We start from the raw sequence: 26,926 nt of genomic DNA on the forward strand, positions 1-26,926 counted from the left end.
AACGTACCCGGCTGGCCAGATTGAGACCGATGCCGAGGCTAGATCCGGCGTAACGTGAGCCGACTAGCCGCGAGAACCCGCGCCAACCTCTTCGATTCTGTTTCGACATCGCTATGGTCTCTCGCGTGCAGCGTGCAGCTGCAAGTCCCCCACATGGAACGTTTAGCCAACCAGCCCCGCCCCGAATGATGCGGCTTGCGTGGGAAGAACTGTCGGAGACCGTGGAGACGTTCTTTGGGCGGAATCTGGTCTCATCCATGCCCGGAATCGTGTGCCGGGCGGCTCGGGAAGGCGGCAAGCCGCACCGAGCATGCACGTGGGTGAGAAGTCGGATGAGACCGTGATACATAGTATTTGCGAAGCGACCGAACTAAGGGAAGGCAATCTCGGCGGAAGTCGTGGAGGGAATGGCCTCACCCAAGGGAACAGCCGCTAGACGGCCGCTGTTCGGACACTGAGCGGACATGCCGCCTTGATCCGAATGACGGCTGCGCGTCGGGCGACGAGCGTGACTAAACCATTCATCGAGCGACGTCTGACCCGAGGGAGGAGCCCGGTGCGTTAGCAGCGCGCGCCGGAATCTGTGCGGGGGCGAGAAGAAATCCTCGTCCCTGCCGCAGTCCATAGGCGATGTCCGTTCGCGCGTCGCTGTCATAGTGGACATAAACGCGCCTTGATCCGCAACGCCGCGATTTATGAGTGCATGCCAGCTTTGAGGATCTAGAAGAATACCGACGTAGACAGCGAGAAGTTCAGCGCATGTCCCGTTTGGGGAGTGTATGTAATGGTCGTCGGGTGGTCGATGTATGCTAGGCCGATGTTTGTATATATTCCGGGTGCAAGGTGTGCGGTATACGTCGCCGAGATCGCCTTGCTGTCCAAATGAACAAGATTCCCTTTAGCCAAGGCAGCATCCACCGCAAAGTTGCTCCAGACAGTATCAGTCGCAACAATAGAGAGTTGATCACTGGGCCGGCTGTCAAAAAGTCCCTTTGCATACACACGAAGCTCGTAATACTGAGTGACCTTGTTTAGGTCAGGCGGAGCGTACATAATCGAGAATCCACCGTAGATACCACGATATGCCGCGCCTTGGGCATCAGTCTGCCAAAGTTGCCTGTCCGCAGCGACGTAATAGAAGCTATTCGCGTCAGCTCTCGGTTGGTTCGGGTACTTCAAGTTCACGTAGTTGCTGTTGTTGTAACCAGCGCCCGCTCGCAGCCACGTATCGGGTAAGCCGGGAGCCGCCTTGCTCTTATAGCCAATTTCATCAAGCAAAAGCACGCCAGCGTTGGCTGTACTCCAGTTTAAGCCGGTGGGATTTTCGGTTAGCTGCTTGAATTGGCCATCTGGACTGAGAGAGCGTTGGATCGTAGCTCTGTTGTAGAAGCGATCATCAAAATTGTATTTGAGGTCGAGAGCTGGCGTCGGCGCGGGATTGTTGCTCATGCCTCCTTGGAATAAGATGCTCGACGAGGGACCGAAAACGTTTGATCCTGCGTTTCCTCCGACCAATGTTCCTGCGAACTCATTTTGATTTGGGAGATAGCCCATCTTGAGTTCGAGTCTCCTGTTGAAAAAAGTCTGATAGTAGGCAAGCGTATCGATTCCAACTCTATCCGGTCCCCCAGGCTTCCATGTCCAGTATTGCTGCTCGGCTGCGACGATGATTTGACCATCAGGAATCCCGAACCGGCTGAGGTCGTAGGTCACCCACATGTAATTTACGGTATTAAATGTCGGATTCTGCCCGCTATATAGCTGATTGGCGATCGTGCTTCTGGCTGCATTCGGTAGTTGATTGTTGATAAAGGTGTTTTGTGTCCAGCCAACATAACCGAGTCCCACCTCTGCCAGCGCGGACCTAACGCCGCCTTTGTCCTGATCTATCGTATCGGCGGGGCCAGGTATGCCGAGCCACATCCCTTTTGGACGGAGGTTTTCGAATTTTGCGAATGGGTCGGTCTTCTTTTGAGTCTGGTATTTAGCAACTTCATCCGCCATGTCGCTCTTTCGGGTGGGCACGTTAATAGTTCGTGCCCGCGCCGAGTTGTCAACGACACTCGCTGCTCCGCTTTTTTCGGTCGGTTTTGAATTTGCGGCTGGGGCGGTCTTCTTTTGAACTGTTCTTTTAGCAACCTCATTCGGAGTGTCGCTTTTGACGTTAGCGACGTTGGCGGATTGTGCCAGCGCCGAACTGCCCACAAGACTTGCTGCTAGAGACATTGCGATAGCAAGCGGTCGTTGCTTTGTAGTTGGTCGAAAGTTGAAGACAGAGTCCGCAGCTGAGTATAGCTTCATTTGATACTGGTGTAGAACGTGTGCGCTGGCAACATCAGTGCTGCTTACGTCATCTCTCATAGGACCCCCGAGAACAGTTAGGACTTCTTGACGTGTGGTCCATCGCATTGACATCGCGATAAGCAGATGACACCCATCGAATAATACGATGTGATCTTCTGCAAGATACGATGGTGTGTGGCGGTCTGTTGGAAAGCGATGACGCGACAGGAAGAGATGTCGCTCAATGCGCCGTCCTCCACTTAGTCGGCGCGCAATCTTTGCGGAGGTTCTAACTTCCGAGGCAGCAGTACCAAGCTTTGCACTACGTTCGCTCTAACTGACGGCGCGAGCGCGCGCCTCCTCTGGCAAGTGTGGCCCGCTTCGTCGGGCTCGAGGCCTACGGGCCCCCGAGATTTGTCTGCAAATCACGCCGTTGAGTGATCGCTGGCATGGCTTGAGGCCCAACAGGACGCTGATGCTGAGCTCTCCGGAGCGGAATGCATCGCATTTTGCGTAGGTTCCTATCGCATTGTTCGATGAGCGTCATCCGATCGTAGCAATTCGAGCTTTTAAGGTGTCGGACGTCGCGGGGCGATGTCGCATAAATGTCGGGAGGCGACCGTCGCCTTGGTTCGACGTTTCGCGAGGTGTTGGCCCAAAGCCGGTAATCCCAGCAGGATTCCAAAAGCACCATCCGGAAATCCGAATCCATATCGATACGCCGATGCAGACATATGAATAGTGATCTCCGCTTTCTCATTGCCAGCTTTGATGGATTGCGCTCCGACCTGATTGGCCCGGACCTGACCCCCAATCTTTTGCGTCTGAAGGCGGCCGGGGTGACGCTTGCCAGTCATCGCACGGTTTACCCTAGCGAGACCCGCTCAGCTTTCCCTAGCCTTGTTACGGGAGCGCCGACCGCACGCCACGGCATGGTCGGCAACATATATGTCGACCGCTCTGTAACGCCGCCGCGCTGCATCGACAGTTCTGACGCTGTTCTGCTTCGCCGGCTGGACGTCGAGAGCGGCGGCCGACTTTATTCGGCGCCTTCGCTAGGTGAAATCTTGGCGGCAAACGGGCGGAGCCTCGCTGTCCTCGCGACCAATACGCCGGGAACGACTCGGCTCTTCCACCATAAGGCTGAGGATTTCGGCCATATTCGCCTCTCGGGCCATTTTCGTGAGGCGTGTACTCCGGACGATATCCTCGCCGAGATCGAGGCGCGGGTCGGGCCGCTGCCGCCGGCGCCGCCGAACACCGAACCGGACATCGTTGGGCAGAACTGGATCACGACGGCGTTTCTCGACGTTGTCTGGCCGAGATATCGGCCAAATGTCACTGTGCTTTCCTACGGCGAGCCGGACTTTACCTCTCACTTTCACGGGACGGGAGCTGACGCAACGCGCTCCATAATTAAACATTGCGACCGCCAATTCGGTCGCGTGCTCGACTGGTGGGAGGCCGACGGCCGACAGGCCGGAGTGCAGATCATCGCAATCTCAGACCACGGCCACATCACCGGCCATACACGTATCTCGATTGCCGATAGCCTATGCGCGGCAGGGTTAAGGCCCGGTGTCGTGCCTGCTTCCGATGTTGATGTGGTAGTGGTGCCCGGCCAGGTCGGCGCTCTCTATCTTGCCGATCCAGATGAGACGACGGTTGCCATGTTAGTTGCGGCCATCACGCCCGAGCCATGGTGCGGCCTCGTGTTCACGCGTGCGAAAGACGAGACAAACGGCATCGCCCCCGGGAGCTTCTCAAACCGTCTTGTCTTTGCCGATCATGCTCGTGCACCGGATATCGCTTTCTCATTCCGCACGGACGATACGGTCGATCCATTCGGCCTCGTTGGTGGAACTTACTATGACAATGGCCGTCGACCTGGCCTCGGTCTTCATGGTGGCTTGCATCCAAAGGAGCTGGCGGCGGTCGGCATCGCTGCGGGGGCTGCCTTTGCGGCAAACGGTACCGTTTCCGCAATCCCTTCTGGCATCTGCGACTTCGCGCCGACCATCCTGCAACTGCTCGGTGTTGCGGCACCGTCAAGCATGTCTGGAAGGGTACTCAATGAGGTCTTGCGCACCGCATCACCTCCAGAGGCGAACATCCGCAGCGAGACTTTCGAGGCGCGACTCGGAAGCTATCGACAAGTCATCACGCGCGTCGCAGTAGGTGGCGCCAGCTACGTCGAGAGCGGAAGTGCAGAAAGCTGACGACAATAGCGGCAGATTATCTTGCAGGGCGACCTCATGTGAATGGCGGCGTCAATTGTGATCTCTGAAGCAGCCGCGCGGAGTGTGGTGACTTGTGCCAATGCTCTGGGCCAACTGGATTAGACGCGAGTCGAACGAGCCGAGTGGTTTCTGGTCTTGTTAAAGGGGAATGATCTATGCTGCTGCGTGAGAACGACTGCCGTGACTGGCCTCATGGTCAGTACCAGCACAGAGGAGTGGCTTACGGTCTGAACGGCGCAGTATCTTCTGCTCACCCACTGGCCAGCCAAAGCGGACTGATGTGCTTACGAAACGGTGGCAACGCCATTGACGCGCTAGTCACTATGGCTGCCGTTTTGAGCGTAGTCGAACCCAATTCGTCTGGGATCGGGGGCGTTGGTTACATCATTGCCGCAACACCAGACATGACAGCCCCTCAGGTCCTTGACTTCGTAGGCTCGTCGCCGAAATCAGCTTTTCGAGATCAATTCACGCAGCCGGGAGATAAGGACCACGGCATCAAGTCGGCCATAGTGCCAGGTGCGATCGCTGGCTGGGATGCGGCGCTTAAACGCTGTGGCACGATCACTCTTGGTCAGGCCTTGCGACCGGCAATCGAACTTGCGGAAAACGGGTTCCCTATATCTCAATATCTCTCCCGGATAATTAAGGCTTCCTGGTACACATTCTCGGAATACGAAACAACAAGGTCGATCTTTACGCCAAACGGCAAGCTACCGGATGCCGGCGACATTTTGGTTCAACGTAATCTTGGCCGCACCTTGCGCCTTGTCGCTGAAGAAGGGGCACGAGTCTTCTATGAAGGGAGCGTTGCGGATGAGATCGTGTCGTTCGCTCACAACAATGGAGGGCTCCTATCCCACGAAGACCTGAAAAGCTATCAACCCGCTTGGCAGTCGCCGGTCCATGCGGCATTTCGCGACGACACGATATATTGTCCGCCACCTCCTTGTACTGGCCTGCGTTATCTAATTTCGCTGAATATACTTGCGGGCGTCGAGGATCTCGAACTCAAGGTTCAGCCAGATTATCTACATTGCTTGATTGAGGCATTTAAGATTGCCGGTGAGGATACTCGGGTTGAAATTCACACGCCGAAAGGCTGGCAGAAATTCTTGGAGCCATCCTATGCGAGTGAAATGTTGCATGCCGTCAAGCACAATGCTTCGGCTCCTTGGTCCGGAAATCGGGTTGGTGCAGAACCGCACTTCGAAATCGGAATGGATCACACCTTTAGAGCGGCGCGCCGCGAGAGCACGACTCATCTCGTGGCGATGGATCGAGCAGGTCACATTGCAGCCTGTACGCAGACCATCGGAGGTGGCCCGGCCAAAGGATTTGGAAGCGGCGTTGTCTACGGCAATACCGGAATATTGATGAACAATTTCGCTCACTGGTTCGATTGGGATCCAGAGAGCCCCAACACGATCGGCCCAAACAAGAAAGTCGAAATGTGTTTGGCACCTTCGATCATTATGGGCCGTCATGGTGCCGTCGGAGCCATAGGCACACCCGGCTCCTGGCGTATCCTGCAAACGACGCCACAACTGCTACTCAATCACCTTGCACTCAAGCAGAGCGTACAATCCGCGATAGAGGCCCCCCGATTTTATCTCGGTGACCGTGGGGAAATCTGCATGGAGGGCCGCTTCTCATCCGAAACTATCCACGCGCTGCGGCGCAAGGGGCATGCGGTCGAGGAATTGACCGCGTGGACCGTCGCTGTCGGAGGCGCTCACGGGGTAGTGAGAGATGCTCGCAGCGGTTCTCTTCAGGGGGGTGCAGATCCGAGGCGTGATGGCATTGCTCTCGCGTACTGAGAGCATTGCGCCGCCGAGAAGCCCCGTGTCCGACGAAAGTATCGCTCATTGGCGCTCAGTAGCTAACCACCGGCGAAGAAGAATCTGTACATGGACAAGCGTCAGCAATTTCATCTCAATCGAAATCTGCCACCTGAGCCCGAAGAATTCAGAAAGGCATTGCGTTCCACGCTACTTCAGATCGCAGATGGCGGTCGAACAGACGTTATGCGCCATCATCGGTATGGTGAAGATGAAACCGACCAATTCGCAGGTAGCAAATGGCTTGGCGCAAGATTTGGCGACGCTGATATCGGTGGCCGGATCGTCCTGACGAATGGCGCCAAGAATGGTGTCCTGTTGCTGCTTTCGTTAGTCGCAAGTCCCGGCGACACGGTAGTCACCGAAGAGCTTAGCGCACTTGCTGCTTGGGACATCCCAAGGCTTCTGGGAATACGCGTCATCGGAACGCCGATTGATGCAGACGGCATAATACCCGATGCGTTTGAGCGTATCTGCAAAAAACATGCGCCGAAAGCTCTGTTCACAGTACCGACCCTCCACAATCCGACGACTCACGTCCTTGGCTTAGCGAGAAGGAAGAGCATATCTCGCGTTGTCGAGAAGTTCGGAGTGTCAATAATCGAGGACGACATTTGCGGCATGCTAATGCCGGAGGCTCCGCCGCCGTTTGCTTGCCTCGAACCTTCAAACGCCTGGTATGTTACCGGAGTGGGTAAGTCTCTTAGCCCAGGATTTCGTCTCGGCTATATTGTCGCGCCCTCTCCCCAGCATGCTCGCGACTTCATAGCGAGATTTAGATCGACAACAACATGGGTCCCATCGCCACTGTCGACTGAAATCATTGCGCACTGGGTCAAGAATGGAGCAGCAAAGCAGGTGCTTGCGGCGGTGCGCGCAGAAATAGCCGAAAGGCAATTGATAGCGTCGGGGCTGCTCAATGGGTTGGACGTCGTCTCAAAGCCTTGGGCGTTGAATCTGTGGCTTCGCCTTCCAGCCAACCGGTCAGCCGTTGATCTTCTCAATGCCGCGCATCGTGAAGGAATTGTCCTCGGCTCTGCTTCCATCTTCAGTACAACATCCGACCGCCCAACGAACTCGGTGCGACTATGCCTGGGCGGTCCAACATCGCGCGACGATCTGCGGGCCGCCCTTCAAGCAATCTCTGGCTTAGTTTGAGTCTTTCCAAACACGAGGAATTCACCCATGCGTCTCACGCTCCTTGCCGCAAGCATTTTACTTGGTGCCATGTCTGGTTCACCAACCTTTGCCAAAACTGTCATCCGCGTTACCGCTGCACCGGCGGGCTGGGCCACAATGTTCCGAGAGCTCGCGACGCAGTTTGAAAGCCAAAATCCAGATATCGCCGTAAAGATTGAAGCGCAGAACCGGAATTTTGAATCTTTGACCGAGCAAACATTGCGTGAGGCGATCGCCGGCGATCTGCCAGATGTAACGCTCACTGCCAGCAATCAAATTAGAGCATTTGTCGAGCGCGGCTACGCCATTGACCTCGGCCAGTTCATGTCGACCGATCGGGGTTGGGGCGATATAGCCTATAGTTCCGCAGCCGCGGAGACCGGGCGCATCGACGGACACCAATACGGTATAACGCTAGCAGCGTCGATGCCAGTTATCGTCTACAACAAGGAGCTAATTGCAAAAGTCGGTGCTGATCCTGCGGCATTTCCGAGGGAGTGGCCGGACATTATCAATCTGGGCAGGAAGATCGGTGCCATCAGCAATGACACGATGGGGTTGTTTTTCGAGCATGATTCAAATGGAAACTGGACATACTTGGCCCTGCTCGAGAGCGCCGGCGGAAAAATGGCTACGCCATCAGACGACGTTGCCTTTGCTAGCAAGCAAGGATTATGGGCACTTGAGGTAATTCGGCAGATCGGAGAAGCCGGTCAGGCGCGCGCCGATATGTCGAGAGATCAAGCTCGTCAGGCGTTCACTGCCGGTAAATTGGGGGCTCTCGTCACCGCCAGCTCTGCCATTGGTGGATTCCAAAAGCAGATCGACGGACGTTTTCGGTTGGGAGTTGCCCCGTTTCCTCTTCCTTCACCGAACGGTCGGCTGCCCGTTGCCGGTTTGAGCGCCATTGTGTTTTCGAAAGATCCAGCAAAAGCCGATGCAGGGTGGAAATTCTTAAAGTTCGCCATGCTGCCATCCTCACAGGCAATCATCGTGAAGAGTACCGGAATGATTCCTTTCAACGAGAAGGCGATCAACGATCCGAACTCACTTGGAAATTTGTACGCGTCGGACCCCTTGTTTGCGGTCGGATTGCTCAATCGGGATCGCGTGACCGGTTGGTATTCAGTCCCAGGACCTAATTCGAACAAGGCCTTCAACACCATCAAGGACATTCTGCAAAAGGTAATCACCCTCAAAGCGACCCCTGAAGAAGCGATGCAAGAGATGAAATCGAAGGTTGCTGCGCTTGTAGTTCGGTAATTGATGCTTCAAGTCTGTGGGGGCCTAGGTGGAAACGATAAGAATCCTCTGTACTCATGATTTTTATGGAGCCTACTCGCCGGTGCCTACCTCATACGGGAATCTGCCGGGTGGGCGGGCTCTGCGCCGAGAAATATGTAGGCTGCGGGGCGACGACGCGGCAATTTGGGCCGATAGTGGTGATTTCATTCAAGGTGGCCCGCTTGAATGGTTGACGCAAGGTCGAGACGGCTTTCGCGCATCAAGTGAACTCGGATTGGATGTGTCGGTTGCAGGAAACCACGACTTTGATTACGGTAAATGCTTTCTCGAGAAAGTCGCGCAGGATGTTAATTACGCTCTACTATGTGCAAATGCCGAGGTATCGCTGCCGAAGACCACGATTTTGCCGACTAGTGTCGGCGACATTGGCTTTATTGGCTTAACCTCATCAAGCCTGCTCGCCTCGAGCAACTTTAGGGTTGAGCGGTGCCATCCCCTTCCTGTCCAAGGGATGGAACCAGCCATACCTTTGATGGCAAAAGAGCTTAGGCGGGCCGGCGCCCGCCTGGTGGTGGTACTCTTACATGATGGAATAGATTGGCGCTTTGAAAGCGGCGAATATGCACCTCAGCCGCAGAGGTTGTTTGCTAAAATCCAAAAATGGGAGGAAGCGGTCGATCTCGTTATAGGCGGCGATACACTTGGCCGATATTACGGGTCGATTGGACGTATGCAATTCGTGCAGCCGTGGCCATTTGGCGCGGAGATAGCGCTTGTCGATTTCGAGTTTCGCCGCAGCGAGGTCTGCACAAGAACTAGCGCTGTGCCTGTCACAGGCTCGGAGGAATGGGATGGCATTGGAGCGGACCTCATCCGTGAGGCCAGGCAAGATATCCTTGGCGCGTTGCCTTACGCATTGAGCGCATATTCGGGCGGGCAGGCACCTTTGGCGGCCTTTATGGCGGAGTGTGTTCTTGCGGCCACAGGTGCGGATCTTAGTATCGCCTATGTCGCATGTGGACAGCCGGCATTGGATGGAATTTTTGCGTATTTGGGTAGCGGCGCTGTAACGCGTCTTCAGGTCGCGCAATTAATTCCATGGACCACTCATGAAGTGTGCACCGGTGAAGTGACTCAAGCTGAGGTAAACAAATTGCGCACCTTGACGAACACTTGTCGTCCTCACCGGTCGCGGGCGTGGGCCATGCATACATGCGGGTCGAGTAGTGACATCCTTTCAATTGCCACGACATCCGGAGCGGCAACACATATCATTGCTGAGACGATTGGTAGAGAGCTCGATTGGAAATGGCCTGGAGAGACGATTTTTGAAGGGGTGCGAGCCGTGCTTAGACGTGCTGATCGCTGCCGGACATTGGCTCGATGGTGAGTGTAAGGATCGCACCACGCGGTGCAGAATCTCGTAACATAGGTCAACTGAAGCGGCTCTACACGGGCCAATCGATACTCATTGTTGGCCCGCTTCCTGATTTCTATTTTGTTCGCCGGCTTATGGCCTACTTTCGTCGCCGCGCTCAGCGTCGATACGGTCGCTGGCGAATCCGCGATAAGCGAGGTACGGCCAGTTCTCATAGCAATCCATCGCCAAGTCAGACTATCCAATCGAAATATTCGATGCTTGTCACCAGATCGTTGCTTCCCAACGATATTGCGGTTGCTCGCACTATCGCGAGCGCCGTAGTGCCGACAAGAGATGAGGGCGGACCCGTTTGAACGCTAGTGTCGCGGCGCCCTTGGAAAGATGATTAGAGAGATGACATGGTTCGCTCCCGACCGACGCTGTCAGACGCCGACCCGCGATCGGTGGCCGCATTGTTTCCGAACGAACGTCTTCTAGACGGCGCGGCCTTTCCCGCGATTGTCTTCTGGCGCCCGCCGGCCGGTACGAATCCCACTGTGCTGTTCCTGCCAGGCGGCGGCCATTTAGCCCGGGTCGCCTATGGCCATCCTGGCGCAAATCCGCGGGACTTCGTCGACTTCTGGCTGCGGGAGGCGGGATGGGGGCTTCTCGCTATCTCCTATCCCAGTGACCACCCCGCCTTTTCGCGGGTCTATCCCGACATGACCGTCAGGGATTGGGGTGCCTCGGTCACTGCGATTACGCTTGGCCTCTTGGCCACGTGTCCCCGGCCGCGCCAGGTTGTCGTGGCTGGTTGGAGCATGGCCGGCCGGGTGGCGCGGTCGGTCTGTCAGGGCCTCGTGCGAGGCGGCGTGCCGCCCATCGGGTTCATCTCGCTCGCCGCGAGCGCGCCATTTCCCGGCTTGGTGCCGGCCTTCGAGACGGGCGAGCTGGTGACGGAAACGGGCTTATGGAATCCCTCCGCTGGCCAACCCGGAATGCCACCCCGCGATTCAAATTGGTGCGCCGAACTTGCCGCCCAATCCGCCGATAACGACCGCGTGGTTATTCCCGAAGACGTCTACCGGCGCGACTATCGTGCGAACACGCCACTCCTGTTGCGCGGGGAGCCGCAATTTCTGCGAACGCGCGGCGCGGCTGTTTCGGTTGCCGAAGTGACGGAGGAGCTCGGCACCTTTGATTTCGCTTCCCATCCACTGACCGGGGTGATTGCGCCCACCCGGCCCTCCGACGCGCGTCACGCACTGACTGATTCCGTCACCTGGGGCTTCTTGAACGCACAGCACATCTTCGAGCGCCAAGTGAGGGGCTGTCGCGACCTCTCCGCTATGCCTCCCGAACACTGGGACCGCCTGAGGGCGCTGATGTTGGATCTACCGCGGCGTCTCACCCGGACCGTTTCGGGAGGACATTTCTTCTTTGTAGGCGCGCGCGGCGCCGAGGCCACCGTGCATCAGATGGTCGATGTCGCCGCCGACATCGCATCCCTGCAAGCCGAAATCTCGGCCCTTTTAGCCAACGAGACGGCGCCGCCGACCAGCCCGTTAGGATGAAAGCCACAATAGATAGCCGATCTAGCAAGGAAAACTTCCCGAGCGGAGGCTGACCTCCCTGCATCGCCTGATCGACCATGAATGGATGCTTGAGGCCTATCGCCGAACACGCAAGAGGTGTTCGCCCAGGTCTCGAGATCATGACGACGACGGACCGCAAGGCAAACTTGGAAGACAAGCTCGATGTGGCGGGAATCAGGTCCGGCTGGTCCATCGCGCTGCCGTTGTGGCGGTGGCGCCTCTAAGGCGAGGCTCTACTCAAAACGACATCGGTGAGCCATTCAACCGTCACATCGCCTGATGCATCCTGGTGTTGCTCCAGAATCGTATCGATCTCCTGCGCGATTGCGGCCGCGCCGAACTGACTTATGGCCATCTTTATGTGTGACATGGAATAACAGTAGCCGCGAAATTGATTTTCGGTAACCGTCTGACGCCACTCTATCTTATGGCGCTCTACAGCTACGAGATCGGAACGCTTACCCAGTTCCGCCTCAAAGTCGGCTTTCCCATCGCCAGGGAACCCCCAGTAGTGGCCCCGGCGAAATCCAGGGAAATGGCGCTCTTGAAAGCTTGCGAACTCGTCGAGGAATGCGCTCTCCCAGTACCGGTGCTTGTTTTGCACGAGCAGCAATGTTCCCAAAGGCTTCAGCACCCGCGCGGCCTCTTCATAAAATAGTGGCCTGTCGAACCAGTGGGCCGACGTTGCTGCCGTTATAAGATCGCATGAACGATCCGGTAAGGAGAGACTTTCAGCAACCCCGATCAGCACGTCGAGCCCCCGAAAGGTGACCGAATGCTCTTTGGCGATCGCGGCCATATCCGAGTTCGCTTCAATGCAGGCCAATCTCTCAATGCTCGGCACCGACTCCATGAGTTGTCGACTGAAGATTCCGGTCCCGGCACCTACATCTGCAGCTGACCGGAGCGGCGCATGTGCCGCATGATAGCGTGACAGGATGCTGAAGACGTCCTCAGGATACCTAGGTCTATACGCGTCGTAGCCAACTGCGCAGCTATCGTAGAGCTGCCATGTCACGGGGATATTCATCACCATCTCCTTCATGGAGCAGTAAGAGTCACAGTTTGCCTTCTCGGCCGCGATCGCTGCCGTCGCTCTTGCAGCGCCGAAGAGGTAGACCGGCCAAAATTACCGCCCGGCCCGGGACATAGATCGGCGTAAAAGGCGGCGCGTGAAAGCATGAACCCCGCCGCTCAGCTGATTTGCCGTCCAGTCCGTCAAACCAACTTCCTTTCCGCAAAGCCTGTGATCCGAAGCTTGAAGACCTTCCGCGTGAAAGGTCATACAGTCGAACAGTGGGTGAAAATGCAACCTCGCTATTCCTGTCGATGCCCATCATCCCAAAATCCGTCGCCACCCCTTAATCAGCGGCAATCTGGCCCAAAACTTAAATATGCCGGCCTACCAGGGATTAATTACGCGTTTCATTGCTGCACCTTATGGCGGGGGGGGCTCACCACGGGCTCCGCGGCGAAGTCGTGTTTCATTGTAGATAACTAACAAGGGTGGAGACACTACCTACTCTGAGAAATGACCAGCCTTTGCGAGTCCGAAGATCGATCCGAGGCCACCAAAGTTCACTATTTTGGCGAGAGCTTTGCGATGTCGGTTCCCCTCGGCGGGAGGAGCGAAAGACGATGAAAGTCTCCTGTTTAGTAACCCTCCGGTGAGGGCCGCGGTTAGCAAAGTTTCGGGCGATGGTTTCAGTGGGTACCGAACTCAGGCCGAAGCTGGACTAGTAGTTGACCAACCTGATCACTCTTCTCGGCTAGGCGCCCGTGGTCGGTTAATCCCATATGCTCGGTGGCGACAATATAGAGATAGCGGGCGATTTCGCTCGCGGTCGCACCTTCGTCCATCAGCATGACGTAGGCCCTATTTGCGTAGGTGTCATACTCGTCGGCGGCCTGTGGTATGCCGTAGACCCCGATGGGGTCCCAGTCGCGAAGCAATATCTCACGGACACGAGCACGGTTCTCTCGTGATTGATACTTGTTTCGTCCGTGAGCCATTTTCTTGCCCTATGCTGCAACTGCTTCTGCTGATCCCGGCATCCAATTCCAGGGCAGCAGCTCGTCCAGCCTATGAGCTGGGTAGGCGGCGATGCAGGCAAGGATATCCGTGAGCCAGGCCTGCGGATCGACGCCGTTCATTTTTGCCGTTTATGCCGGCCGCCGAACTATGCCGAACGGGTTTGGTATGGCGCGCCGTTGTCACGCTGGCACGCGTCGATTGCGTGCGCGGCAGCCCCACTCCATTCGGCATAGTCTGGCGTTCAGAGCGCCTCCAGAAAGGCGAGCAGGCGGTCGTTCGGCTGGAAGCGGGTTCGCTTGCCGCGCTCGTAAGGCTTGAGCTTCGCCAGGGCAGCTTCCTTGAGGGCGAGGTGGGCGGGCAGGTACGTCTGCGTCGTCTCGACCGATTCATGACCGAGCCACAGCGCGATCACAGAACAGTCGACGCCGGCTTGCAGCAGTTCCATCGCAGCGCTGTGCCTCAGCACGTGCGGCGACACGCTCTTGGCCTTCAAAGACGGGCAACTCTTGTGAGCGACACGAACATGCTTTCCCAGCAGGGACTGGACGCTGTCGGCACTGAGCCGGCCCCCGTGCACGTTCGGGAACAACGCTGTTGCTCCTTTCCGCAACGGTTCCTTGAGCCATGCCTGGAGCGCACACCGAGCGAGTGTGGTCAGCGGAGTGGTCCGCTCCTTCCGCCCTTTACCGACGCATCGCACGTGTGCGCCAGACCCGAGGTGGACGGCATCCCGGTCAAGGCCAGTCAGCTCTGAGACGCGTAAGCCCGTCTGGGCCGCGACCAGCAGCAAGGTGTGATCGCGGCGGCCAAGCCACGTCGTTCGATCGGGCGCGGCGAGAACCGCCTCGATCTCGGGGCGCGTCAGGAAGTGCACCTGTCGCTTGTCGTGACGCTTGCTCGGTATGGCGAGCACGCGCTGGATCAGCGCACTGTGTGCCGGTTCCTCGAAGGACACGAACCTGAAGAAGGAACGGATGGCCGTCAGACGCAGGTTACGCGTCTTCGCACTGGCGCCGCGCGTTACCTCGAGATCGGTGAGGAACGCGCCGATGAACGTTGCATCCAGATCGGCGAGCGTCAGGGCCGATGGGGACTTCCGCAGCTGCACCTGAGCGAACATGAACAGCAGCCGGAACGTGTCTCTGTAGGAGGCGATCGTGTTGCCGCTAACATTGCGCTGGCGCATGAGGTGCTCGGTGAAGAAGCGCTCGATCAACGTGGCGACATTGCAGGCGGGCTTCATGGCGTCACCTCCCATCGCCGATCGAGACGCCGCGCGGCTTCTTCCATCAACTCGGGGCAGGCCGAGAGATACCAGTAAGTGTCGCGCACGCAGGCGTGGCCGAGGTAAGTGGATAGTACTGGGAGTTGTTGCTCGACGTCCTTGCCTTCGCGATACCAGTTGAGCAGCGTCCGGATGGCGAAGCGATGACGGAAGTCATGCACGCGTGGCCCGGTACGATCACCTGGGCGCCGCAGCCCGATCTCTCGGGACAATCGCCAGAAGACGCGATGAACGTACTGGTGCAGCAAGCGGCCTCCCTGTTCGGCAACGAAGAAGGTCGAGCCGCAGCGTGATCCGAGCATCGCGTCGCGCCGGTGGGCGTAGTCGCGCAACGCGATTCTCGTCGTCGGATGCAATGGCACGAGCCGCGACTTGCCGAACTTGGTCAGCCGGACCGTCAGCACGCCGGCGTCGAGGTCGACGTCATCACGCTCCAGGCCCATCGCCTCGGATATACGCTTGCCCGTCACCGCGATCAGCCCGAACAAGGCATGGTAGGTCCATCGGCGCAGCCCGTCCGCTGGTGGCAGAGCCAGCGCTGCCGTCAGCAACGCATCGATCTCCGCGTCGCTGTAAACATAGGGCTTGGCGCGCTTCCATCCGGGCAGCATGCCGACGGGCGGCACCTCCGTTCTCGGGTCGAAGTTGGCGACATGGCGCGCGAACCCGCGCACGCCGCTCAATCGCAGCGCCCAGGATGCATGACGATCAGGCGGCAGCGTTGCCCATTCCATGGCCAGCTTCGTCGTGATGCTCCTGGCCTTGCGCTTCTCCATGAAGGCGACGAAGTCGGCGAGCCGACGGGTCTGGTGCTCGTACTTGTATCCAAACCCCTTGCGCATGCTCAGGTACTTATCGAGTGCGGCGCGCAGATTGGTCATTGCACGCCTCCCGGCCAGGGCAGGCTCAATGTTCTCAGCGCATCGATGTCGACCTTCGCGTAAATCCGGGTAGTGTCGTGGTTCTCGTGCCGCAGCAACTGTCCGATCTCCGACAAGGTCGCGCCAGATCGGAGAAGCTCGGTAGCGAGACTGTGTCGGAAGATATGGGCGCCGCGATGTGCGCAACCTTCGATTCCAACGCGATCGAGAGCGGCCTTGGCGATCATGGTGATCGCACATCCGGAAGCAAAGCCGACGTGTGACGCGAGCGTACGGACGAACAACCGTCGGCACGACGACTTTGGGCGGCCATTGCGGAGATATGCAACGATGGCCGCGCCAACGTCTGGCGGTATCGGCATCCGTGCACGCTGTCGGCCCTTGGCGCGAACGAGTATCTCGCTGGCGCGCCAGTCGATATCATCAAGGGTGAGCGTCGCGACCTCGTCGGCCCGCAGGCCGAGCTTGGCCAGCAACAACAGAATGGCGTAGTCCCGCCGTCCCATCACCGTCTCTCGGTCGCAACCGTCGAGAGCCTTCCGCACCTGTGCAGCAGGCAGATAGGTCGGCAGAGTTGCGAGCTTCCATCGCCGCATCGATGGAACGCAATCCGCCAACGGGCGCGCATTCAGCCCCCGATGGTGGAGGTAACGAAGAAAGGCGCGCAACGACCAGCGCATCGCCTTGCCTGTTCCCGGGCTCCAATCCTGGGCGTGGCGCTCAATGTAGCGGATCACGTCTTCTTGGCTGATCTTGCAGAGGGCGGCGGCGCCACCGGGGCACACCTCGTGCAGGAACCTGCGGATGACCGGGAGATGGCGGACGATGGACCTCGGGGCCAAGCCGCGCTCTGATCGTAGGTAGGCATCGAACTCCTTGAAGATCCGTTTGTGCGGGGTGAGAGGCAGTAGCACCAACGGCGCGATCGCGCCTTCCGCGCGCAGCACCGACAGCCATCGCTTGAGCGCGGCTCGGTCGCCGGGTTGGATAGACTGCCTCCCGCCTCGATGTCGGAGGTACCGCTCAACGACCTGTTCATCGAGATCGACCAGCTTGTAGCGACGGCCGGCGATCCAACTCAGGAGCCCGCTGACCACGTTGAGGCAACGCCACGCGCCATGCCGAACGAGCCTCTCTTCGACGAGACGAGCGGCGTAGCGCTCGACGAGTTGTCCGTGCGGCCCGCTTCTGAGACGCCGGTACAGCCGGCTGTGCTGCCCAAGTACTCTTCAACTTCCATCTTCCTGTTCTCCGCTGTTGAAAGCGGAGGCACAGAACGAACTATGCCGAACGGACCAAACGCCGGTCAGCGAGAAATCTGGGGAAAACGACCCAACTCGGCATAGTTCGGCGGCCGGCATAAACCTGCCTATGCCGCGCTCGGCATAGGCAGGTAACGATCAAGCTGTACATGGAAGCGGCGCGCCGTCCACCGCGATCAGAGCCGCAGAACAACCAGGATTTTCGTCCAAGAGCTATACCTCTTAACCCTCGCTCGGCAGCATTGTTCGAGAGACAGACGCGGCCATCCTCCAGGAAGAGAGTGAAGCTCGCCCAGCGCTTCAGGATGTAGTTGAGCGCCTTGGCTAGGTCGTGCCCACGGGACAGCTTGGCGAGCTGCTCCCGCATATAGACCTGAAGGTCCTCGATCAGAGGCCGGCTCAGGGTCTGCCGAACCTGAACGCGTTCCTCGGCACTCCTGCCATTGATGGACCGTTCGATCTCGAACAGCGCATCGATCCGCCGCACAACCTCGACCGCGATGGGCGAGAGCGGGATCTCCTTCTTGCCGACGGCCTTGCGACGCGCATTCTCTTCGATGTCAGCCATGGCGAAGAATGGGCGCCGCGCATGGACCCAACACGCCGCCTCCCGGATCGGTCCGGGCTGGCGCCCCGCCAGATAGAGGTGGTTGTACCCGTCATAGGCGTCGGCCTGCAGGATGCCGGCATATCGAGCTAGATGCGCCTGGGGATGCTCGCCCCTGCGGTTGCGGGAGTAGTAGAACATCGCCGCCGGTGGATCCGAGCCACCAAACGGCCGGTCATCCCGGACGTAGATCCAGCATCGAGCCGTATCGGTTTTGCCCTTGGCCAGCACTGGCACGGTCGTATCATCGGCATGCAGGCGCTCGGCGGCCATGACATGGGCTTCGACTAGGCGCAGGAGGGGATCCAGCGACGAACAGACCGATCCCACGGCATCCGCCATGGTCGACAGCGCGATCGGCACGCCTTCCAGGGCGTAGCGCTCAGCCTGTCGGTTTAAGGGCTGATGTTGGCCGAACTTCTCGAACATGATCATGGCCAACAGGCTCGGGCCGGCCCATCCCCGGGCGACGGCATGGAACGGCGCCGGCGCCTGGCTGACCTTCTCGCAGTCGCGGCAAGAGAACTTCTCCCGCACCGTCTCGATCACTTTCCACTGGCGCGGCACCACTTCCAGTGTCCGAGTCACGTCCTCGCCAAGCTTGCGCAGATGGTTGCTGCCACAGCACTCGCAGGCCGTCGGCGGGTCGATCACCACTCGTTCGCGCGGTAAATGCTCAGGGAACGTCTGGCGTTCGCGGCGTTTGCGCGCAAATCCGTGCACCGTCGTCGCCTTGGCCACAGCGCGCTCTGCCGCCAGGTCGTCTTCAGTGGCGTCACTTTCCAACTCTTCGAACGTCAAGGCCAACTGCTCGATCAGGTGCGACGAACGCTCCGACCGCCGGCCATAGATCTGACGCTCAAGCTTGGCGATCCTAAGCTTCTGCTGGGCGATCAGGGCGCCGTCTTCCGAGGCCTTGGCACGGGCAACCGCGAGTTCAGCGGCGACCTCCAAACCCTTCGCGCGCTCGGCTGCCAGCGCCTCTTTCAAGGCGGCAACCTCATCCGGAGCAGCGTCGCGATCAGCGTTCATGCGGCGCAGTGAATCACAGATTAGACGAGTTGTGATTCCCCAAAACGCCAAAAGCCGCAGATTCCTGCGCTCAGCCAGCGCTCAATGGCCGCCAGCTCAATTGCGGATTACGCCAGTCGATCCCTTCCAGCATATAGGCCATCTGCGCCGCAGAGATCGATACCGCGCCGTCCGACGCCGAAGGCCAGATGAACTTGCCGCGGTCGAGGCGCTTCGCATAGAGCGACATGCCCAACCCATCATGCCAAAGTATCTTGATCAGACCGCCGCTGCGGCCCCGGAAGATGTAGAGATCGCCGGCATGGGGATCGCGCTTCAGGCTTTCCTGAACCGTGAGAGCCAAGCTTCGCATGCCGCGACGCATATCGGTGTGGCCGGTCGCGATCCAGACCCTGACGCCGTTCGGAATCGGGATCATCGTCGTCGCAAGAGCTCAAGAACCTGCTGCAGCGCCTCAACATCCACGTCACGGTCAACGCGAACACGACATCCGCCCCCGAGCTCAATCTCGATGATTCCAGCCCTTGCGCGCTGCGCTGGCGGAGAAGACGCCGGTTGTGACGCACTGCTTGAGATCGGAGCCGCCACGGGCGTGATCTCGACGGGCACAAGAGCAGATGGGGCATCTCCGCCAAGTCGCCCCTGGCGCGCTTGTCGACGCCAGGTGAACAGCAGGCTGTGAGCTACCCCGTGCCGACGCCACGCCGCAGACCGTCTCCCCTGGCTGCAAGGTCTCCTCGACAAGGCGAACCTTCTCGTCGTAACTCCATCGCCGCCGACGCTCGGCGCCTAACACATTGACCTGCATTCCCGACGTGACCTTACAGCTAGACTTAAGGTCAAATCCTCAGCCCGCCTCGCAAACTACACAAGGCGGCCTCCGCCGGAGGGATACCCTGTTTAGAAGGCATCAACTCGCAGCAGGTGATGAGGCGTGCTTGTTCTCGAGATTTGCCGGAACGCCGAGATCAGCTGGACGACCTATTCAATTGGAAGAAGAAGGCATCACGATCTGTTAGCGACGAAGGTGCGCCGGCTGAAGCAGCTTGCTCAATAAGCTGGTGCACTACCCGCGGACCGGCAACACAATGTCACTGCCAAGACACGATTGGCTGGGAGCTCGAGTGGAAATGGCCCGGAGAGGCAAGAGGTCCAAATAGTGGTCGGACATGCTGATCGCAGCTGGTTCGATAGTGATTTTGAGTATCGAAGCATGTGATGCAGAGGCTCGTCAGAGCTAGTGAAGCGAGCTGCGTGTCGAATTCCGAAGGACAGCTCGTCATTGGTTAAGCGCCTTAAGTCGCTTACCCACCGCCCTATACGATGAATCGACCAGCGCTTCTCCCAGCTGATCTCAATACGCTGCTGTTCTCCATTCGGAATGATCTTTCGTCTCGCCCGTAACGATAGCGAGGTAAAGCTCGCGTAGCTTGCTTGTCACCGGCCCAGGTTTGCCATCACCGACAGAGATCCTGTCAACCGAGGTCACGGGAGTTATTTCAGCGCCTGTACCGCAATAAAATACTTCATCTGCAAGAAGAAGTTCAGTGCGGTCCACGTCGCGCTCAACCGTCTCTAGTTGCAGATATTCCTCGGCTATCTCAATTACCGTCCCTCGTGTGATCGACTCCAGAATATCGTTGGTTCCGCTCGGAGTTACAAGATGTCCATGGCGCACCAGAAAAATGCACATTGCCGGCGCTTCAGCAAGCTTACTTCTCGAATTCAGAAGAAACGCGATGTCATATCCATCGCATCTAGCTTGCATTACGGCTAGTCGGGAATTGTGGTAGTTAGCGTTGCACTTAATTCGCGCCGGCATGACGTTGTCCGGCATTCGCATCCAGGAGCTGATCTGAGCAGAAGCGCCTCTGGCGACTTCTCGTGTCGTCGGCCGGGGAAGTGCAGTAATAGCTGTTCCAACAGGTCCAGTCGCACCCATCTCTCCCGAGCCGTCCACGAAAGCCATCATCCGAATATGAACGGTGGTGCAGAATTGGTTTGCGCGACAAAGAGCGATAAGAGCTTGCGTCAATTCCTCGCTAGATGGTCCCCCCTCGTCGAATCGCATCGCCTTCTGCGAGAAAGCGTACCTATCTAGATGCTCGTTGAGCCGGAACAAGAAAAGTTGCTTCTCGTGTTCATTCCAATAACCACGTACCCCCTCAAAGATGCCAATGCCGTACTTTGCGGCGGGCGAAAATACATGAATCTTGGCGTCACTCCACGGCAGAATCTCTCCGTTCAAATATGCGAACTCTGCAGAACACATTTGGGATTCCCTTGTTCTTGACATAATGCGCCAAATTACATCCGCGATCGAAGTAGAGCCTCGATTCTGTAGAGACCCTCTCGCAAATCTGAGTGTGTCGCGGGGGCGATCAAGGAGAGGCGAATGTTTCTTTTGATCTCAGTCCCCGGCACTGCGAAAATATTGGGATGACGAAGGGCGACGCCTGCTACGGCGGCCGCGTCGACAAAATCCTCAATTGTCCATGCATTCGGCAAATCCAGCCATACATGCAACGAAGAGATGTTTGTGTGCATACCCGCCAACGGTCCCAGAATCTCTTGGGCAATCTCCTGCCGAAAGCCTATTTCAGCAGAGATACGATTGGCGATTTCATCTGCTGCGCCCGTTTCAATCAAATTCGTGATGAGCGCCGCCGAGAGCCCAGGGACAAACCATGCCGAGATGCTCGGAATGGCAGCTACAAGCTGCGTAAGCATTTCTGCATTTGGGGCAATGAGATATGCGGCTCTAAGCCCAATTCCCAAACATTTCGAGACCGTCATCACATACCAGGTGAGCTCAGGTGCGATCGTCGCAATAGGAGGGGGGGCGTGCTTTGTGATAAACCCGTGGACGTCGTCCTCAATGATAGCCAAGCCATGCCTGCGAGCCACTTCGGCGACGCGTTGGCGACGTTCATTGGACATGATAGACGTTGTCGGGTTGTGACCCGTCGGGTTGGTATAAACTGCAGCGACGCTGTGTGACCCGCAGATCTCTTCGAGCGCATCTGCCCGCATGCCGTCGCTATCTATATCGACTGGCAACACCGACACGCCTGCCAGCATCGCAAGCTGCCCGATCGCAGCATATGTGAGCCTCTCCGCTGCTATTACTGATCCTTTAGGCACGAGACGAGAGAGCAAAATCATTAGGACGTTTTGAGTGCCGCCCGTCAGAAGCAGCCGTGACGAGTCAGGCACAAAACCAAGCCGCTTGCCGAGCCATTGAGCCGCAACTGTTTTATCATGTGCGGTTCCATGGAAGCGATGCCGTTGAATTATGTCTGACAATTCCGGAAGAGCTTCTATTTTTCTCAGTCCCTCAATGACGTACTCACGAAAGCCTGGCACTGCCGGTGCCATTGTTCTCGTCATGTCTATTGGCGATCGTGCTTCAGCGAGCCGCTTTGTGTTACTTGATGTCGTCGGCATCGTCTGATCCTTTCAGATGTGTTTCGCTTGGGACAGAACGCCATTTCGAGCGCTAGAGTCTCCTGTATTTGGCCGGTTTCGTGTGCACACGGAGCGCACGTGGTAACGTAAACGTGGCTGTTAGCGATTGCTATTCATGCCGTCGTTCTCCCGACCTAAATCCTTCATTCGGATGATGTTGTGGAGACCAGTCGGTGGAATGTCGAATTGCGGACCAAAACATTCAAATCCAGATCTTAAATAAGTTGTGAGAGCGGTACATCGCGCATAAGCCCATAAGAGCTCGCATTCAGTCCCACTGAGGTGCAGTTTTAGAGCGTTCAATAACGCGGTGCCAATTCCCTTGCATCTATACTGCGGATAAACGGCAAAACCGCGCAAGCGCCAACCTATAGTGGAATTGTCAACGGGAAACGCTTCCGGACCGCTTGAGACAACGCCAACAATTTCATCTGCGATCACAGCCCCGAAGTGAACGGTGCGCGGATGATGGTCTACCTTGGTTACAGTGGCCGCTCGATCTTGGTTCGGGCGCAGCACTTCATGGCGCACTTTCACGACGTCCCTCAGCGTAACCCGCTCAATGATCGTCGTACCCATATGTCCTCCCGATCTAGCGCGATACGAAACAGTCATCCGAGCAACATCTCTATCTTCCTGGCGGTCGTCCGCCGCTCAACTTGACAGGTGTATTGGCTGCTTTCCGTTCAAAATAAAGAGCGTAAGCGGAAGCCGCGAATTAGCCCGACGCCAAATAATGTTGGGTGCCGGGGCGTTCTGTCGAATATTGGCAAATCTATCAAAACCGCAAATCCGAGCTGAAAACAGTCTGATGATGTTACGGCGCCGGCTTCGCCAACGCGATATCCGGCTAACTTCAAGAGTCGTGCCAACACAGACATCAGAGCCGCAACGATGAGCGGAGCTGGACTCCATTCCGTCGTCTCCATGACGGTGATCGACAGTTCTGACTGATCACGGCTGTGAGACGTTCATCACCTGAGAGTTAGGCGGCCTGAAAGGTCCACGCCCGGGTGAGCCAAGTTGTCTCGATAGAATCTTGCTTTGGGATCGCGCGAGCTATTTCGCTGATGACGTGTTGCCAGATTTCGGCTGAGACTTGGCTGGGAATGTCATGGCCTGCTTTCCAGCTTGCAAGAAGTCGTTCGGGCGAAAACACCTGTTTGTGACTACTTTCCATATATATATATTCATTGAAGCAACCATTGGTGTCCACGGTTTCCATGAGCTCAACAACCGAGCTTCCTGTTCGTTTCAGAGCGCCGACCGTTCGCTGGACCATCTCTTCGATAGAGCGCTGCAGGGTATCTCTCTTAAGGTGTCGGACGTTCCAAATGATCGTTAGGAATCCACCGGGTACAAGAATCCGGCTTACTTCCTTGAACATTGCTGGAGGTTGAACGAACTGATACGCGTTTCCGAGCAGTACCCAGTTGGCTGACCTTGGGGGCAAATTAGTCTCTTCGGCCGCTCCTTCGAGCCATTCGAACCGCGTATCATCAGGGGCCAGCGAGCGCGCAACCGCTCGCATTTCTTTGTTTGGCTCGACCGCAAATCCGCGGATATCGTCGTCAGTGAAAGATCGTAGCAAATTCCCAGTCCCCGCGCCGAGCTCAACAATCCGCACGATATCGAAATGAGCGCGCATAGTTCTCAGGAGAGATGAAAGCACAGCATGCGAATAGGGTGGATTCTGACCATAATCAGCGGCGTTGAGGGAGAAATCCCCCCAACGAACCGCAGGCTCAATCGCAACTTCGTTCATAGCAAATCCTCCCACGCAGGACCGGTATCAATCAGAATTAAGAGCTTGGCTAACGAGCACGGCAGATGAAACTGCGCTGAACGCGGCAATGACAAAATACATCGCGCGCCTGGGAGCAGGCACCCGTATTGAGCTCACGTGCAGGCACGTGAGCGAGAAGAACGAAATAATGACCGCCGGATTGAAGACTTCTTCTGGAATCCAGCCCCTTGTCAGAAAGAAAATGGCGAGAAGCGGCACGTCGTAGGAAAGCGGTACGCCGGTAAAGTATCCTCCCGTCAAGCCGGAGCGACTAAAGTGGCTCAGCCGCAAAGCGCCAGCGCAAATCATGCAAACGCCGAGCGAGGTTGCGAGGAGGCCTCCTTTTCCGAGCGCCATGATCACGACAGCCGGTAGCACCGCTCCGTAGATCACGTCGCCGAGGCTATCGAGGCTCTTCCCGATTTCAGCTGCGTCTAAGCCTCGGCTCGGGGTTCTCTTCGCAACGATCCCGTCCAGTTGGTCGGCCAGCATCGACCATAGGCCAATCGCTACAGCCAGTTCTAGTTGTCCACTAACCACCGCATGGAGCGCGAGTCCCGAGAACAAAATGCCGAGACTCGTGATGGCGTTGGCTGGGTCGAGGAGATATCGAAGCATTTGATCCTCCTGGCTATTGTGCAGCATTGACAGCAGACGTTGGCACTCGCCAAGTTGCGAAGATGTCCTCCGCGATCAACAAATCATTGCTGCTATCGATTTCATACCACTTGAGGCGGTCACACCGAGCGGCCGCAAGCTGCAGTCCACGTTGCTGCACTAGGTAGGCAAGGAGTTCCTCCGTGTATGCCTGCATTGCACCAGACGCCGATGATATCATCGAGTGCCGGAACGATCGTTGATCTGGGGGTCGGAGCAGAGAATCGCAACAAGTTGATCGTTTTGAAGAGGCGTGGTCCGGCCTCAAGAAGGTTTGCCGCGGATTGCTTCATCCGGAATCCGGAAATGAGTCCGGTATCCGATAACAGAACTGCCGAACCTTCCATCAATTCAGTGAAGGGGGCAACTGCTGCGGCATCATTCGCTGGGACAGCCATCAGAATGCGCAATGCATCCTCCTCGAAGAAAACGTCACCCTCGAGAAGATAACAGTCGCCAGAAAGCAGAGTATCGCGCGCTAGCCATAGCGAATAAGCACTGCCGGTTCGGTCAAAGACCGTCGACTCGACATAGTTGACCTTGAGCGCGCCGAAGCGGCGACCGCATGCGTATTGAATGGCATCCTTGCGATAGCCGACGACGATCGTCACCTCTTCGACGCCGACTGCCTCCAAATGTCGCAGCGCATTATGGAGGATCGGCGTGCCGTTGACCTCGACCAGGGGCTTCGGCCGCAGATCCGTCAGCGGTCGCAGGCGAGAGCCGATGCCCGCGGCGAGCATGACGGCTTTCTTGGGCACATTGATAACCATTTCAGTTCGCTCTACCACCGAGGGACATCTCAATGTTCCTTTGTTCTGAGGCGTCGAAAATCCGTTGGCGCCTAGCTTCAGGACTCTCCGTGCTCAGCAGGTCATCATTTGTCATTGAGCACCGTTTCGTCGCCGCACGAAGTGCTGAAGAGGTCCATTGCGCCAAATGAGCGCCCTCCGTGATCGAAACTCTGGCTTATGGTCGCTACTGACGTAAGGTCTACGGGTTCCTTGGAAAGGAGACTTCGCCATTCAAGAGGGCTGCTACCACTGTCCGCGTTGACTTCTCTCCAGGGGAGACATGACCTGGTGGCCCTCGTGACTGGTCATCGAGATATGTGGGGGATCGAGCCGAGATACGCAGCAGTGCACAGGTCGATCATTTCGTCGCGCCATTTGATCCTATGTTCAGTATCAGCGCGGAGAACATATGTTCCGCGCAAAAATCTCCTGAAGTGTGACAGTAAGGCGGAGGGTCGCATGACGAGCGGTCTTTCGATAAGCTGTTGTATGGGTGGAAAGCTATTGCCGTGGGTTATCGGGAGATTGGTATCGCAATTCCGCGCGTGCGAGTTCATTGTATTTGAACATTTCGAAGATCTCGTCGAGCGTCGCAATATTGGGTTCTATTCCTGCGGTGTTCTCTTCTGCGAAGATGCGAGCGCAGACTTGTCGCATCGCCATCATTGCCGCGCGAAGGGACTGGTTGGCCCAGATTACCGTCGAGATGCGGGCTTTACGATAAACGGAGACCGGAGTTCGATAGTATTTCGTTGGAACGATCACGACTGGCAATCTGGTTTGCCAGGCGCGCATGAACGCAACGATCTCGTCCGCGGCAGTTCTTCGCGAGTGAATGAGGATCGCATCGGCTCCCGCATCGGCGTAAGCGTGAGCGCGCAGAATGGCTTCATCCATGTCGTGGCCGGCAATCAACGCCTCGATACGTGCCACGAGGATCAGATCGTCCGCGACCGTGTCCTTTACGGCACGCAAACGACCGGAGAATTCGTCGATATCGGCGAGGGGATGCCGGTCGCCTATAAGCGAGTTCATCTTGGGAAAGCAGCTGTCCTCCAGCGCGACGCCGGCCGCGCCACGCTGACGCAGTTTCCGAGCTAAGAGACGTGCATTGTTGAAGTTCCCAAAGCCTCCATCCCCATCAACCAAAACAGGCAGTTCGGTCGAGTCAACGATCCGCTCGACTGCGTCGACGAGTTGGCTCCATGAGGCTTCATTGGCGTCGCGGTATCCGAGCGAGCAGGCAATGGACAAGCCCGACGCCCAGAGACCCTTGAAGCCGGCGCGGTCGGCGATCGCGGCGGAGAGCCCGTCGTGCGCCTCCATGAGAAAGGTGAGCTCGCTGCTGGAGCAAATTTGATCGCGCAACATTTCGG

General features: G+C 57.3%; 19 protein-coding genes and 3 pseudogenes. 6 read left to right on the forward strand and 16 right to left on the reverse strand.

Annotation, left to right across the window (positions count from 1 at the left end; genetic code table 11):
• Positions 1-720: 720 nt before the first annotated feature.
• Positions 721-2,361: a carbohydrate porin gene (locus ACVW1C_RS29590; protein WP_456761319.1), complete on the reverse strand. Its 1,641-nt coding sequence runs from the start codon at positions 2,359-2,361 to the stop codon at positions 721-723.
• 656 nt (positions 2,362-3,017) lie between these two features.
• Between ACVW1C_RS29590 and ACVW1C_RS29595 the strand changes: the two genes are divergently transcribed.
• The 6 genes from ACVW1C_RS29595 to ACVW1C_RS29620 all read left to right on the forward strand — a co-directional run bounded on the left by ACVW1C_RS29595 (position 3,018) and on the right by ACVW1C_RS29620 (position 11,722).
• Positions 3,018-4,502 (forward strand): alkaline phosphatase family protein, encoded by a 1,485-nt coding sequence (locus ACVW1C_RS29595; protein WP_456761320.1) that lies wholly within the window; start codon positions 3,018-3,020, stop codon positions 4,500-4,502.
• Positions 4,503-4,678: 176 nt separating this feature from the next.
• Positions 4,679-6,343 (forward strand): gamma-glutamyltransferase family protein, encoded by a 1,665-nt coding sequence (locus ACVW1C_RS29600; RefSeq protein ID WP_456761321.1) that lies wholly within the window; start codon positions 4,679-4,681, stop codon positions 6,341-6,343.
• A 90-nt stretch (positions 6,344-6,433) separates the two neighbouring features.
• Positions 6,434-7,522, forward strand: coding sequence for an aminotransferase-like domain-containing protein (locus tag ACVW1C_RS29605; protein WP_456761322.1), 1,089 nt, complete (start codon positions 6,434-6,436; stop codon positions 7,520-7,522).
• A gap of 27 nt (positions 7,523-7,549) precedes the next feature.
• Positions 7,550-8,806, forward strand: a complete 1,257-nt coding sequence (locus ACVW1C_RS29610) for an extracellular solute-binding protein (RefSeq protein WP_456761323.1) — start codon at positions 7,550-7,552, stop codon at positions 8,804-8,806.
• 28 nt (positions 8,807-8,834) lie between these two features.
• A complete protein-coding gene (locus tag ACVW1C_RS29615) occupies positions 8,835-10,178 on the forward strand; it encodes a hypothetical protein (RefSeq protein ID WP_456761324.1) in 1,344 nt (447 codons plus the stop codon).
• Between the two features lie 389 nt (positions 10,179-10,567).
• A complete protein-coding gene (locus tag ACVW1C_RS29620; protein ID WP_456761325.1) occupies positions 10,568-11,722 on the forward strand; it encodes a hypothetical protein in 1,155 nt (384 codons plus the stop codon).
• 241 nt (positions 11,723-11,963) lie between these two features.
• Here ACVW1C_RS29620 and ACVW1C_RS29625 read toward each other — a convergent pair whose 3' ends face one another.
• From ACVW1C_RS29625 to aepX, 15 genes and pseudogenes are all read right to left on the reverse strand, one after another.
• The gene (locus ACVW1C_RS29625) at positions 11,964-12,773 is read right to left on the reverse strand and encodes a class I SAM-dependent methyltransferase (RefSeq protein WP_456761326.1); all 810 of its coding nucleotides are present in this window, start codon (positions 12,771-12,773) and stop codon (positions 11,964-11,966) included.
• A 674-nt stretch (positions 12,774-13,447) separates the two neighbouring features.
• Complete coding sequence (locus ACVW1C_RS29630) at positions 13,448-13,756, reverse strand: hypothetical protein (RefSeq protein WP_249149292.1); 309 nt, start codon at positions 13,754-13,756, stop codon at positions 13,448-13,450.
• Between the two features lie 9 nt (positions 13,757-13,765).
• A pseudogene (locus ACVW1C_RS29635) lies at positions 13,766-13,906 on the reverse strand (transposase domain-containing protein); the annotation flags it as partial.
• 113 nt (positions 13,907-14,019) lie between these two features.
• Complete coding sequence (locus tag ACVW1C_RS29640; RefSeq protein WP_456761256.1) at positions 14,020-15,021, reverse strand: tyrosine-type recombinase/integrase; 1,002 nt, start codon at positions 15,019-15,021, stop codon at positions 14,020-14,022.
• Entirely contained in the window at positions 15,018-15,944 is a 927-nt protein-coding gene (locus tag ACVW1C_RS29645; protein WP_456761255.1) for a tyrosine-type recombinase/integrase, read from the reverse strand. Before ACVW1C_RS29645 ends, ACVW1C_RS29640 begins: the two co-directional genes overlap by 4 nt.
• Positions 15,941-17,041, reverse strand: coding sequence for a tyrosine-type recombinase/integrase (locus tag ACVW1C_RS29650; RefSeq protein ID WP_456761254.1), 1,101 nt, complete (start codon positions 17,039-17,041; stop codon positions 15,941-15,943). Before ACVW1C_RS29650 ends, ACVW1C_RS29645 begins: the two co-directional genes overlap by 4 nt.
• 295 nt (positions 17,042-17,336) lie before the next feature.
• Positions 17,337-18,845: pseudogene (gene tnpC, locus ACVW1C_RS29655) on the reverse strand (IS66 family transposase); the annotation flags it as partial.
• A gap of 70 nt (positions 18,846-18,915) precedes the next feature.
• Complete coding sequence (gene tnpB, locus ACVW1C_RS29660) at positions 18,916-19,263, reverse strand: IS66 family insertion sequence element accessory protein TnpB (protein WP_212469045.1); 348 nt, start codon at positions 19,261-19,263, stop codon at positions 18,916-18,918.
• A 936-nt stretch (positions 19,264-20,199) separates the two neighbouring features.
• Positions 20,200-21,117, reverse strand: a complete 918-nt coding sequence (locus ACVW1C_RS29665; protein ID WP_456761327.1) for a branched-chain amino acid transaminase — start codon at positions 21,115-21,117, stop codon at positions 20,200-20,202.
• Positions 21,118-21,152: 35 nt separating this feature from the next.
• Positions 21,153-22,292 carry an aminotransferase-like domain-containing protein gene (locus ACVW1C_RS29670; protein WP_456761328.1) on the reverse strand — a complete coding sequence of 380 codons (1,140 nt, stop codon included), beginning with the start codon at positions 22,290-22,292 and terminating at the stop codon, positions 21,153-21,155.
• A gap of 120 nt (positions 22,293-22,412) precedes the next feature.
• Positions 22,413-22,892, reverse strand: a complete 480-nt coding sequence (locus tag ACVW1C_RS29675; protein WP_456761329.1) for a GNAT family N-acetyltransferase — start codon at positions 22,890-22,892, stop codon at positions 22,413-22,415.
• Positions 22,893-23,298: 406 nt separating this feature from the next.
• Complete coding sequence (locus tag ACVW1C_RS29680) at positions 23,299-24,078, reverse strand: class I SAM-dependent methyltransferase (protein WP_456761330.1); 780 nt, start codon at positions 24,076-24,078, stop codon at positions 23,299-23,301.
• 27 nt (positions 24,079-24,105) lie between these two features.
• Positions 24,106-24,717 (reverse strand): CDP-alcohol phosphatidyltransferase family protein, encoded by a 612-nt coding sequence (locus ACVW1C_RS29685; protein WP_456761331.1) that lies wholly within the window; start codon positions 24,715-24,717, stop codon positions 24,106-24,108.
• Positions 24,718-24,730: 13 nt separating this feature from the next.
• A pseudogene (locus ACVW1C_RS29690) lies at positions 24,731-25,529 on the reverse strand (phosphocholine cytidylyltransferase family protein).
• Positions 25,530-26,051: 522 nt separating this feature from the next.
• Positions 26,052-26,921 (reverse strand): phosphoenolpyruvate mutase, encoded by an 870-nt coding sequence (aepX, locus tag ACVW1C_RS29695; RefSeq protein WP_456763210.1) that lies wholly within the window; start codon positions 26,919-26,921, stop codon positions 26,052-26,054.
• Positions 26,922-26,926: the final 5 nt, after the last annotated feature.

The sequence above is a fragment of the Bradyrhizobium sp. USDA 4011 genome, from assembly GCF_054063415.1.